This window comes from Paenibacillus sp. FSL R5-0701, assembly GCF_037973995.1.
Classification (GTDB): domain Bacteria; phylum Bacillota; class Bacilli; order Paenibacillales; family Paenibacillaceae; genus Paenibacillus.
Window position 1 is genome coordinate 1,913,823 of record NZ_CP150230.1, and the last position, 13,364, is coordinate 1,927,186.

General features: G+C 45.2%; 10 protein-coding genes and 1 tRNA gene. 10 read left to right on the top strand and 1 reads right to left on the bottom strand.

All coding sequences use genetic code 11. The features are described 5' to 3' along the window. Positions 1–153: 153 nt before the first annotated feature. The gene (locus MKZ13_RS09030) at positions 154–1,134 is read right to left on the bottom strand and encodes an aldo/keto reductase (protein WP_221822893.1); all 981 of its coding nucleotides are present in this window, start codon (positions 1,132–1,134) and stop codon (positions 154–156) included. 232 nt (positions 1,135–1,366) lie between these two features. Between MKZ13_RS09030 and leuB the strand changes: the two genes are divergently transcribed. The 10 genes from leuB to MKZ13_RS09080 all read left to right on the top strand — a co-directional run bounded on the left by leuB (position 1,367) and on the right by MKZ13_RS09080 (position 12,801). After that, positions 1,367–2,452, top strand: coding sequence for a 3-isopropylmalate dehydrogenase (gene leuB / locus MKZ13_RS09035; RefSeq protein WP_036610148.1), 1,086 nt, complete (start codon positions 1,367–1,369; stop codon positions 2,450–2,452). Positions 2,453–2,730: 278 nt separating this feature from the next. Next, entirely contained in the window at positions 2,731–3,270 is a 540-nt protein-coding gene (locus MKZ13_RS09040; protein ID WP_036610146.1) for a peroxiredoxin, read from the top strand. 356 nt (positions 3,271–3,626) lie between these two features. After that, entirely contained in the window at positions 3,627–4,043 is a 417-nt protein-coding gene (locus tag MKZ13_RS09045; RefSeq protein WP_017689649.1) for a hypothetical protein, read from the top strand. A 447-nt stretch (positions 4,044–4,490) separates the two neighbouring features. Then, positions 4,491–5,597, top strand: coding sequence for a PAS domain-containing sensor histidine kinase (locus tag MKZ13_RS09050; RefSeq protein ID WP_076209212.1), 1,107 nt, complete (start codon positions 4,491–4,493; stop codon positions 5,595–5,597). Positions 5,598–5,718: 121 nt separating this feature from the next. Then, entirely contained in the window at positions 5,719–6,684 is a 966-nt protein-coding gene (locus tag MKZ13_RS09055; protein WP_339183471.1) for a MoxR family ATPase, read from the top strand. A 4-nt stretch (positions 6,685–6,688) separates the two neighbouring features. Beyond that, positions 6,689–7,804, top strand: a complete 1,116-nt coding sequence (locus MKZ13_RS09060) for a DUF58 domain-containing protein (protein ID WP_339183473.1) — start codon at positions 6,689–6,691, stop codon at positions 7,802–7,804. After that, a complete protein-coding gene (locus tag MKZ13_RS09065; RefSeq protein WP_339183475.1) occupies positions 7,801–9,114 on the top strand; it encodes a hypothetical protein in 1,314 nt (437 codons plus the stop codon). The genes MKZ13_RS09060 and MKZ13_RS09065 overlap by 4 nt, the downstream gene beginning before the upstream one ends. Positions 9,115–9,197: 83 nt before the next feature. Then, entirely contained in the window at positions 9,198–10,154 is a 957-nt protein-coding gene (locus MKZ13_RS09070) for an aldolase catalytic domain-containing protein (RefSeq protein WP_047842252.1), read from the top strand. A gap of 289 nt (positions 10,155–10,443) precedes the next feature. Beyond that, positions 10,444–12,570: an EAL domain-containing protein gene (locus tag MKZ13_RS09075; RefSeq protein WP_339183477.1), complete on the top strand. Its 2,127-nt coding sequence runs from the start codon at positions 10,444–10,446 to the stop codon at positions 12,568–12,570. A gap of 160 nt (positions 12,571–12,730) precedes the next feature. Next, positions 12,731–12,801: transfer RNA gene (locus tag MKZ13_RS09080), tRNA-Gly, on the top strand. Positions 12,802–13,364 lie beyond the last annotated feature (563 nt).

The window sequence follows — 13,364 nt, forward strand, 5'->3', positions numbered from 1 at the left end:
CGGCTTACTTTGTTACGTTCAATGAGGTACGTAAAAAGTCTGACTCTCCTGTGGAGGGTCAGACTCTTTTGCTTGTATTTATATGATTATGGCAGTAAAACACAGAAATCTTTTCAACGCTTACCTATTGCATTGGCTTACACTATTAAGCTATTACCACGCGTATGCATTAGGTGCATGTCCACCTGGACCCGGGAAAATCTCATCCAGACGTTTGAGCACAGCTTCATCCAAAGTCACGTCCAGACATTTGAGTGCGGTCTCAAACTGCTCCAGTGTACGCGGTCCGATAATCGGGGCGGTCACTGCCGGATTGGCTGCAACCCATGCCAAAGCCACTGTATCCTGTGGTTCACCGAGATCACGACAGAGTGCGGCAAAGTCTTCAAGCTGAGTTTGCTGCTGCTCGATCCGTCCAGCGATGCCCCCGCTGCGTGTTCCTTCCAGCTTCTGCAGAGCGTTACGTCCCAGTAATCCACCATCCAGTGGACTCCATGGAATGACGCCGAGGCCCAGCTCTTTGGCAGCGGGCAGTACTTCCAACTCAGGCAAACGACAGTTGAGACTATATTTATGTTGCTCGGAAACCAGGCCGAGGAAATGACGATTCTTGGCTTCGCTTTGAGCGATTGCAATCTGCCATGCAGCAAAGTTACTCGATCCTACATAACCGATCTTACCCTGATGAACGGCATTCTCAAATGCACCCCACAGTTCATTCCATGATACGGCTGGGTCTACATGATGCATCTGGTATAGCTCGATATGATCCGTCTGTAAACGGCGGAGGGAACCCTCCAGATGCCGTCTGATTTTGTAGGCGGAGAGGCCAGCTTCGTTGTTGGGGCCGTCTGTATCATCATGCATGGAGCCATAGACTTTGGTGGCCAGAACCACTTTCTCACGTCTGCCACCACCCTGGTTGAACCAGCGTCCGATAATTTCTTCGGTAAGACCGGAATTCTCACCCCAGCCGTAGATGTTAGCGGTATCAAAAAAGTTCACGCCTGCATCGAGTGCTGCGTCCATAATGCGGAAAGCTTCTTTTTCATCTGTAGCAGGCCCAAAATTCATGGTACCGAGACAGATTCGGCTGACCTTGAGGCCTGATTTACCCAAATACGAATATTGCATGTTGCTTATCCCTCCTGCGTACCTGATTTGAATTCAGCTATATTTTACCCCACCGGGAGGTCAGGAACAACTTGTGCAGGCTAATCTCTATTAGCTTATAGGTAAAATCTATTAAAGTCATAGATTGTATATCTTGGTCAAATGACCTTGGAATATGATACAAAAGAGAGAGTTAATATGAGACGTTACTTTATGAATAAATAATGAATGAAATATAAGGAGTGACAACCCAATGGCAGACGTAAAAAAAATTGCAGTTATTGCAGGTGACGGAATTGGCCCTGAAGTCGTAGCTGAGGCTGAGAAAGTTCTTAAACGTACGGAGGAAGTATTCGGTTATCGTTTTGAGACAGAACATGCGCTGTTTGGCGGAATCGCGATTGATGAGAAGGGTACACCTCTTCCTGAAGAAACACTGAGCGTATGTAAAAGTGCAGATGCAGTCCTGCTTGGAGCGGTTGGTGGCCCAAAATGGGATAACAACAGCAAAGAGCTTCGCCCGGAAACAGGCCTGCTGGGTATTCGCAAAGCACTTGGATTGTTCTCCAACCTGCGTCCGGCTGTCGTATTTGATTGTTTGAAGGATGCTTCAACGCTGAAGCCTGAAGTACTGGAAGGTACAGATCTGATGGTGGTACGTGAGTTGACAGGTGGGATCTACTTCGGAGAGAAGTTCAGACGTGAAAGTGCACAGGGCGAAGAGGCTGTGGATACATGTGCATATAATGTAACAGAAGTGGAGCGGATCGTTCGTCAGGCGTTCGAAATTGCGCAAGGACGTCGCAAAAAGCTGGCTTCTGTAGACAAAGCCAACGTATTGGAAACTTCCCGTCTATGGCGTGAAGTCGTGAACCGGGTAGCACCGGATTATCCGGATGTTGAACTGGAGCATGTACTGGTAGACAACTGCGCGATGCAATTGCTGCGTCGTCCGTCCAGCTTCGATGTCATCGTAACGGAAAACATGTTTGGAGATATCTTGAGTGATGAAGCAGCGATGTTGACAGGTTCCATCGGTATGCTCGCATCTGCATCACTGGGAGAGGGCAGCTTCGGACTCTATGAGCCGGTACACGGTTCTGCACCGGATATCGCAGGTCAAGGCCTCGCTAATCCGATTGCAACCATTCTCTCTTTGGCATTGATGTTCCGTACAACCTTTGGTTATACGGAAGGTGCGGATGCCATTGAAGCGGCTGTATCGGATGTATTGAACGCAGGACACCGCACAAGTGATATTGCTGTAGACAAGAGCACAGCGATCAGCACGACCGAAATGGGCGATTTGATCGTGGCGGCTATTCAGAAACAAGCGTAATTATAGGATCAAAAACATGGCAGCCCTTTGTTTCCAATTATGGAATGTACAGAGGGCTGTTGCTTTATGATTTTTGCCACGAAAAATCCTTATTTATAATGATTATAAAAAAATAATGTTTATAATCTTGACTTTGGGAAGTCCGGATGATAACATTTTACTTGTACTTGTTATCAAGTATCAAATCATTTTAATTACAGGAAAAGCGTACGCGTTTTTCTTGATGATGAGCAATCCGCAAGGATGCTTACATAATCCCAAAGGAGGAATTTTTAGTTATGGCAGAACGTTTGGTAGGTAGACCAGCACCGGATTTCGCAATGGAAACAGTATCGGGAGACGGACAAGACTTTGGTTCCGTTAAACTGTCCGATTATCGTGGCAAATGGCTTGTATTCTTCTTTTATCCTTTGGACTTCACATTTGTGTGCCCAACTGAAATTACAGCTTTGAGCGTTGCTTCCGAGCAATTCAAAGCTTTGGATACAGAAATCCTTGGCGTGAGTGTAGACTCCGTACACAGCCACAAAGCATGGATCAATACACCTGTAGACAGCAATGGTCTGGGTCAATTGAACTTCCCGCTGGCTTCTGACATCACGAAGCAAGTGGCTAAAGATTACGGCGTTCTGATCGAAGAAGAAGGCGTAGCATTGCGCGGTCTGTTCATCATCGATCCAGAAGGCGAATTGAAATATCAAGTGGTTAACCACAACGATGTAGGCCGTAGTGTTGAAGAAACACTTCGCGTACTGCAAGCACTGCAATCCGGCGGATTGTGTGCAATGAACTGGAAACCAGGCGACACTAACCTGTAAGCAAGATTAACTTGAACGGTTTTTGTTCAAGCCCTCATCCCGTTAGGGATTGAGGGCTTTTTGCACCCTTTTGACGGAAGTTATCACGAAGTTAATCAAAAGTGTTTGAACAAGCAGCTAAGCGTGTTAATAATATATTAGAAGAAAGTCTTCTTTTTATCTGTTGAAAGAGGAATTGATGGCCTTTAAGGCGAATAGGGTATGGAAACCCGGTAAATATTCCGGTGCTCTGCATTTATAATCTGTACATGAATGTGATACACTGATGGAACTATTCCTTTTCGGAAGTGCTGGAAGTGTACGGGATTGAATGTTTATCAAAAAAGTCCCGGCACGAATAAGGAGGGTGAACAAAAATGAGTTACTGTTGTGGGGCAAGTATGGTTGGAACGAAGGGCACGCTGAAGCATTACCGCACCCAGGTTCATAATGTTCCCCTGCTGTTTTGCCCGGTGTGTCACCGGGTTGAGGTGCATTATAAAGTGGAAAATGAATATGAAATTCTCGCTGAATATGCGCATGGAGACGGTGCATCCGAGATCGATTTTCAGGATTATGTAACAGAAGATGAAGATGCGATTTTCGAAAACTGTGTAAACCGTGAGAGTGAGGATGCCATGGTCATTGTGCAGCGCCAGATTGATATGGCTCTGGATTTGCTCAGGCTCGCGAAGGAAACCAAAGACGAGAAGTGGGAAAGCGAACTTAAACGTCGATTAGCTGTGATGAGTCAGCGCAGACTGAAAATTCAGCATAATAAGACCGGACTATAGATGAACTTGGATATATCACAAATTAAAGATATTAAAAACGAAGCTGATTTGCCTATTGGGTGAAACGGCTTCGTTTTTGTGCTGTATTCTGGAACTAGTTCGAGGTTTTTTTTAAAATAATTTCCATTCGACACTTTCTCCGATTGACTCTCTTCTATAAACTTGTCTATGATAAAAACAGACTTGCAAAAGAGGCGGAGCAAAAAATGTTCGTGTTTGGGAATAGGAGAAGGTCAGAATGGGACAAACGTATATGATTTTCCGGATCAACTGTTGGTTACCGGGAATAGACCAGCATGAGTTCCGGCCATGCCATCCATATTTTCGGCTCAGCCCCCCAACGAAAGGGCACCGGTAATGAAAAATAAAATCGGCCCTTCCTGTTTCTGTGATGATATGATGTCCGAATGGCAAGTTTATCATTTACGTGAAAAGGAGGAACCTGACATGATTAGTGAATTTCAGGATACAGTGCCTCAACCAACGGATGGATTCCCGCCTGTGCATCTGGATAACAACAAGTACGAGAATGTACTGGAACATCTGGATAGCGGTATTATGTTGTTTGACAGTCACGGTGTATTGACGTTTATTAACGTTCAGATGGCAAAGTTGTTGGAACTTCCAAGAAGTCTGTTGAGCGGCTGCACCCTGATGCAAATGCTGCATCATCCACAGATGAGCCGATTCAAGAAAAAGAAAATTTTACGAATCTATCGGGAAACTATTTTTCACCGTAAGCGCTATCATGAATTGATTGATGAATACGGAAGGCATTGGCTGGTTACTGTGACGTACGGGGATCAGATGGATGGCGACTTCTTGTTCAGCGTCAAAGATGTATCTGATTATAAACAAATTGAACAGACCGCTTATCAAAATGACAAACTTGCGATGCTGGGGCGAATTTCAGCATCTATTGCTCATGAAATTCGTAATCCGTTGACTGCAATCCGTGGGTTCATCCAACTGCTCAGGCCCCATTTGCTGCAGCTCGGCAAAGACGAGTACGCTCGAATCATACTGACGGAGATTGATCGGGCGAATGACATCATCTACGAATTTTTGAATTCTTCCAAACCGTCAGCTCCACAGAAGACCGTGATGTCCGTCGACTCTTTGCTCAAAGAGGTGGTCTTGCTGACCGAAAGCGAAGGGTTGATGAAGGGATGCGAGATCGTACTGGATGAAGGGGATGCCCCGCTGAATGTATCCATTGATGTCAAACAGATTAAGCAGGTTATTTTGAATATGGTGAAAAACGCAATGGATGCCATTGAGGAAGTCGGCGAAGAACACACGGGTCTAATTCGAATATCTACCGCCACTGAAAACAAGTTCGTGCAGATCTCCATCGCGGATAACGGTCATGGGATGGACCATAACACGCTTGTACGTCTGTTTGATCCATTCTTCACGACCAAGGAGAGCGGAACGGGGCTTGGACTTTCGGTGAGTTACCGAATCATCAAGAATCATGGAGGCACCATCTCTGTGGATAGCAAAAAGGGCGAAGGCACGCGGTTTATGATTATGTTACCCTTGGTATATTGAGAAAAGCGGGGAGTCTAGGAGTTGGCCATTTGCCAACTCCTTTGTTTTATGTTGCCAATAAGGGTTATAGTTAGTAATGAATGCGAATACATAAGCTCCATAACGGAAGGATGAGATGCAGATGGAAATCCAAGGAATGGAACGAATGAATCAACAACTGATGGATCATGTGGGAAGAGTGATTGTGGGAAAACAGCATACCATAGAGCTGGTGATGACAGCGATCATAGCGTCAGGACATGTGCTGCTGGAGGATGTACCGGGTACTGGGAAAACGATGCTAGCCAAATCGGTAGCCTCTTCATTGGACTGCACATTCCAGCGGATACAGTTTACACCGGACTTGCTGCCCTCGGACTTAACAGGGATTCATTTTTTTAATCAAAAAGAAGGGGATTTTGAATTCCGACCCGGCCCCTTGTTTGCCAATCTTGTACTAGCCGATGAGATTAATCGTGCTACACCGCGTACACAATCAAGTTTGCTGGAGTGCATGGAAGAGCGCCAGATCAGTATCGACGGTTCAACGAGACAGCTGGAACGGCCATTTATCGTTATCGCCACCCAGAACCCTGTAGATAACCAGGGAACTTTTCCGCTACCTGAAGCGCAGATGGATCGTTTTATGATGAAAATTCGTATGGGTTATCCAAGCAGTGAAGAGAGTGTAGAAATTTTGAGACGTACGGTAGCCAGTCGTTCAGTTGATGATCTCTCGGCAGTGATCAGTCGTGAAGAACTTTTGAAGGCGCAGGATACGTATAAAACAGTGCAAATCAACGAAGATTTGCTACGATATATCATTCAGTTAACCGAAGCGACAAGGCAACATCCCGAGCTCTCGCTTGGCGTAAGTCCACGAGGGGCTCAGGCATTACTCAAGGCAAGTCAGGCCTGGGCTGCGCTGCATGGCAGAGATTTTGTTTTGCCTGATGATATTAAAGTTCTGGCGGAACCTGTGCTGGCTCACCGACTGGTATTCCGTAACCGCATCAGACAACAAGAGGGCTTGGCTGAGCGTATCATCCAGGAACTTCTGAATCAGACAGAAGTGCCTACGGAGAATCTCGCTACAAGCGGGCGTTAATCTTATGGCATTATTATGGCTTGTCCTTGTTGGAGGCATTGTCGTTGTTATACATGGTGTGTGGTTTGGAAGACCTGCACTGCGAAAGCTCAAGTACAGCAGACAATTCAGCAAGCTGCGTTGTTACGCTGGAGATGAACTTGAGATGGTGGAGACGATATCAAATGAGAAACGAGTCTCCGTACCGTGGCTCAGACTTGAATCGATGATGCCAGTGTCGTTTGTATTTCGTTCCGGCTCAGGTATGGATATTAGTCAAGGTGAGATCTATCAGAACCATAAGAGTATTTTTACGTTAAAGCCGTTTACTCGTATTACGCGCAAGCATCCTTTTACATGTACTCAGCGTGGAATTTATCCATTAAATACAGCAACGATGACAGGTGGGGATCTCTTTGGCGTGTGGCGTTCCACAAAACCGATTCCTTTGCAAATGTCTATGATCGTTTATCCTTCATTAGTGAATGCAGAGGATCTTCCTGCAATTTATCAGGTATGGCAGGGAGAAGTGGAAGTATCACGATGGATTGTTGAAGATCCTTTCTTGATCCTGGGTGTTCGGCCTTATGGTGCAGGCGACCCCATGAATCGTATTCACTGGAAAGCGAGTGCACGTACAGGTGAATTACAAGTCTACAAGCAGGGATGGACAGCTGATCCGCAATCCTGGATTGTAGTCAACATTCAGGAATCTGCAGATATGTGGAGTGTTGTCACTCGACCGGAGAAGATTGAACGGGCACTTCGTTACGCTGCCACGGCTGCAGTGGATGCCATCGGTAGAGGACTACCGGCAGGCTTCGCTCATAATGGTTATCATGTGGGTGGAGGGCGCGATACACTTCGGATTGAGCCAGATTATGGCACGCCTCATCTGGAACGGTTACTGGAAGCTATGGCTGAGACAGAGTTGAAATGCATGGTGCCCATGGAGCAATTCCTTAATGATGAAGTACGTCTGAATGAAGAAGCACAGCAAATCCGCAGCTATCTGCTGATTACATCCTATGTATCTGCCGCTATGGAGTACGAGATTGCACGTCTGCACGAACAAGGACATCGTGTGACGATTCTCCCGGTGGAGGACATGAAGGGTAATACGAAGGCGGTGAGTGCATGAGGAACAGACCGGTAGCGACGACCAAAGGACTCATAGCGATGCTTGCCGTCTTGATGGTGGGCATATACCTTTTTCCGATATTTACGCTTGCTTCATTCTACGCAATGGAACATTTGCCGTTCACATTATTCATCCTGGTTGTTCTTGTAGGTTGGTTGGGACAGTTCATTCAGCATAAAATTCCAGGTTTTAGCGAGAAGAATACATTCATTCGTGGAGTAATGGCACTGGTCATAGGATTTCTCTTCGCACTCGTTGTTGGGATGAGCCTTATTCTCCCGTTGCCGGATATCATCACATTGGTACTGTGTGGAGTCATCTCGGCTTATGCAGGGCTGACCTTCCAGCCAGTCTTTCATTCTGTGTTGTTATGGCGCTTGCAGATTATGGGTGTAATCAGTGCGATCGTGCTTATGATTGCATCGAACTCGTTGGAATTCATGCAGCCGTTACGAACCTATACCCTATGGATCTATATTGCGGGAGTGATCAGCTTTGCCTTTTGGCTGGTTGGACGATATATGCTGCAACTGGATCAGGCAATACTCAATGATGGCAAGAGAAGATTGGTATTAAGAGATTTTGCACGTGCGAATCATCAGCGGTTCATGTGGATGTTTATTATTATTGTTGCGATCGGTGCTTTCCCAAGTCTGGCTGCCTGGCTGGGGCCGCTACGTGACCGCTTGCTCGCATGGATCAGGGGATGGTTTGGTCCGATTTCTGGTGAGGAGCCACGATTACCAATGGACAATCCCAATCAGCCGCTAAATATACCGAATGACTGGAGAGAGCCGCCATCCGAGCCCTCAGTCTTCTGGAACATCCTCGGATGGGTAGTGATGTGTGCTGTAGCAGGAGCAATTCTGTGGCTGCTTCTGAGGTTGGGACAAAAAACGATAAACAGACTTATGGATCGATTCAAGGGGATGTTACAACCAGGTGAAAAGAAGGCAGAACCACGGACGGAGTATATCGATGTCAGTGAGACGCTTGATGCGCCAGCAAAAGTCCGAAAGAGCTGGTTTCGAAAAAAAGAAGCGCCACCTGCACAGGATGCTGAACGTGTTCGGTATTACTATCGGACTTGGATTGAAAGAGCTGCTCATCGAGGCGTGGTAATACAAGGGACGCACACTCCGCTGGAGGCTGCACAGACCATTATTCAGAATGGTGTGAAGGTAGAAGAAGATGAGCTGTCTTCGAGACTGCCAGATACGTATAATGCCGTCCGTTATGGAGAGAAAGCTCCCAATCATTCCGATATGGTTGAGATTGACCGAATCTGGAGATCTTATCGAAGTAAATAAGTCCGGAATCCCTTTACTTTTCTTGTCACGTTCAAGTATCATGAGAGGAATACACAAGTTGGTCAGAAAAGGAGCAGACATTAATGAAGACAAATCATTGCAAAATTGTAGATTGTACGATCCGTGATGGCGGATTGGTGAATAATTGGGACTTTAGCGTGGACTTTGTTCAACAGCTATATGCTGGATTGAATGAAGCTGGCGTTGATTATATGGAAATTGGATATAAGAACTCTCCGAAGTTGCTTAAAGGCGCCGAGGAAGCAGGACCATGGCGTTTCCTGAACGATGATTTCCTGCGTAAAGTTATTCCTCAAAAAGGCAATACAAAACTGTCTGCACTTGTTGACGTAGGTCGTGTGGACGAAAATGATATCTTGCCTCGCAGTGAGAGCATGCTCGATCTGATCCGGGTTGCCTGCTACAGCAAAGATGTAGACAAGGCACTTGCACTGGTTCAAACATTCCATGATCGTGGATATGAAACTACACTGAATATTATGGCACTCTCCAATGTTATGGAGAATGAGTTGCTGGAAGCATTTGAATTGATCAAAGAAAGCGCTGTGGATGTTGTTTACATTGTAGACTCCTACGGCAGCTTGGACCATAATGATGTGAAATATCTGGTAGAGAAGTTCAAGACTCACTTGCCTAACAAGCGTCTTGGTGTTCACACACATAATAATATGCAACTTGCGTTTTCTAACACATTGGTTGCGGCAGAACTTGGCGTTGAACTGCTTGATGCTTCTGTGTATGGTATGGGACGTGCGGCAGGAAACTGTCCAACCGAATTGCTCGTAGCTCATCTGAAAGGAACGAAATACAATCTGCGTCCAGTACTTGGTGTATTGGAACAGTTGATGGTTCCACTGAGAGAAAAAGAAGAATGGGGTTACATTCTGCCTTACATGATTACAGGTGCGTTGGACGAGCATCCACGTTCAGCGATGGCGATTCGTTCATCGGAAGACAAGGATAAGGTTGTTGATTTCTATGATAAATTAACAACACCAGAAGTGAATTTTGATAAGTAATATAGTCTGAAATACAGTTGCCAAATAGGAAAACATGGACTCTAACTGGAGATCCATGTTTTTTTAGTTCTTAATGCCTTGTTTTTCTCTATATTTATGAATAAATATTCCTAGGAGTAACTATTTTTTAGTTCACGTATACAAAATTAAATGTTATTATGTACCAGATAGCATGTGTATGCATGTGAATTGAACGTTGGTTAATATGATTTTTGTCGAATCGTGTAGTAAATTTTTAAGTTTGGTTAATGTAATTCAGGATAGGTGATCCCGGGAAGGAAAACACGGCATGAAGGTTAATCTGCAAGATCAGAGAAACATAAGTTGGGTCGCTGTGTGCGGCTTATTGTGTTTCCTCGCAAGTCAATGGTTTCGTTCTTCTTCAAGCTCTGATCTGATCATATCGGGTTACCCAGTTTTGACACTCTTGGGTGGATTTGCCGCGGTAGCTGCTTGTATCGGCATTTACAATCAAAGCTGGTTGTTTCGGACACAGAAGCTAACTCTTCGGAGGGCATTATTGACAACACTCTTTTTATTGATTGGTCTGTTTGAATTGGTTCATATTGTTTCATTTGCAGAAGAGATCCCAAATGGAGCCATGATGGAATCGGAGTTCTCCTTAATGATGTCAACCATGGGATCTTTGGTATGTTCAGTAGGTTTACTGCTCGTGTATACCTTACATGAGAAAGAAATTGCATTACCACGCAAATTCTTACTGTTCAGTGGGACATTGGGTACCTTTGTTATTTTGTACATAATGGCTATTCAGGAATGGAGCATGTTGCCGAGTATGCTTGACGGGGAAGTGCTGGGTGGTATCTTCACCCGAGTTCATCTTATGGTCGGATTGCTCTATGGCATTATTGCGGTTCTTATGTTTGTGCAATGGAAAAAAACCAAAGATGCTGATCTACCAACCATTCTATGTGGCATTCTGTGTTTCTTTTTTGGTGAATGTTATTTTGTTTCAGCAACTGGGGTGAACGATCTCAATCTGTTATTAGGATTGCTGAGTAATTGTATGGCATATTTTTTCATTCAAAAAGGACTGTATACGTCCGTAGTGGACACGCCTTTCCTGCAACAGCAGGTGGCGGAAGCCAAGATGAACTATATTGCTCATCATGATGATGTAACGGGACTTCCAAACCGTCGTCGCCTTTCACAGCGGTTGAAAAAAATGATGGATGATGCCGTGGTGCAGGAACAGCTTGTTGGTGTACTGGTCCTGAATATTAATCGGTTCAAAACCATTAATGATTCGCTCGGACAGCAAGCAGCTAACCGGGTTTTGCGTCAGGTAGGTCAACGACTGAAACATTCGTCACTTCCAGGAGAAGAAGTCTTTGGATTGGGAAGAGATGAGTTTGCATTAACGATGACAGATTTTAGTTCAACCGATACAGCGTTGCGTCGGACAAGATCCATTTTGCAGCTTTTTGAGAAGCCCGTCTTGGTTGATGGCAATGAGTATCATCTTACACTTGGAATCGGGATGGCCATTTTCCCACACGATGGGGAGTCACCACTGGAGATTATTCAGAATGCAGATACGGCTTTGCACAGTGCAAAGGAACAAGGAATGGAACTGAATCGTTTTGCCCATGCGATGCAGATGAAGGCACAGGAGCGTTTGCAGCTTGAGAATGATCTGCGCAAAGCGTTGGATCGGGGTCAGTTCTACCTGGTCTACCAGCCGCAGGTTAATCTGCAAAGTGGACTAATCGTTGGCATGGAAGCCCTGGTGCGTTGGCAGCATCCGCAGCGAGGCTCGGTATCTCCGGCGGAATTTATTCCTCTGGCAGAAGAGAGTGGGCTCATTGTGCCACTTGGCGAATGGGTGCTTCGTGAGGCGTGTGCACAAAACAAACAGTGGCAGGAAGCCGGTTATCGTAAACTGTGTGTTTCGGTGAATCTGTCCATGAGACAATTCAGGCACTCCCATTTGTTGGACAATATCAATGGCATTCTCAAAGAGACGGGACTAGAGCCTGTGTGGCTTGAACTGGAGATTACAGAGAGCATGACATTTGATAAAGACCGGTCATTCGAACAGTTGCGCAAAATCAAAGAAATTGGTGTGCATATCAGTATTGATGATTTTGGAACGGGATACAGCTCGTTGCACTATCTGAAGGATCTGCCGATTGATCGGCTCAAGATTGACCGTTCATTCGTCAATGAAGTCATGGAGGACAGCAATAACGCCGCGATCGTATCCACCATCACTTCAATGGCGCATCATTTACAACTGAAAGTCACAGCTGAGGGCGTGGAGAACGAAGATCAGATGGTCTTTCTTCGCAATCAACATTGTCACGAGGCTCAGGGTTATTTCTTCAGCAAACCGATTAAAGCCGCTGAATTTGAAAAGCAGTTTTTGAGAGATGTGGATAAGCCTACAGGATAGGAAACAGCGGGGGCGCGAGGGTGCTCCTGCTTTTTTTGATGGATGTGTAATGAAAAAAATGGGAAATGTGACTTGCATGCTATAGAGGATCATGGTATATTATTATTTGTAAAAACACTGTTAAATTCCTAAGGAACATAACAATTAAATCTTCAATCATGCGGGTGTAGTTCAATGGTAGAACTTTAGCCTTCCAAGCTAATAGCGTGGGTTCGATTCCCATCACCCGCTTAACGAAGCAGTACCGGAGCCCTTGCGATGCAGGGGCTTTTTTTATTGCCCTAAAAGAAATCCCGTGGTAACAGCGATCAGAAGGTTGCTTTGTCATCGGAGTGGCGAGTAAGTAAGTAAGTAAGTAAGTAAGTAAGTAAGTAAGTAAGTAAGTAAGTAAGTAAGTAAGTAAGTAAGTATGCTTTAGTTTAATTTATATACCCTTTGCTTTTTTACAATGATCTGGTACAATAACGGAGAAATTGATACTACACATGAATGAGAGGTAACCATACGTCCCATGAAGTAAAACACATGAATTGAACCCCAGTTAACTGCAGACGGTTTTATGACGCAGTCAGCCAGAGCGGCTGAGCAATAAGGGGATTCGTGTGTCCAAATTCAGCTATGGGAAAAGGTATGGAGCAAGTAAGCCATTGAGGTTTACGTGTACCCTGTATTTTGGGTTTCTTTGTTCATGCCGTAGCTTACCTTAGATCTGTCTTTGAATGCTTGATCCAACCCTGAATTGCCAAACCGCCGGCTGATGCCAGCGGTTTTTTTTGTTCAGCAAAAAGGATGCA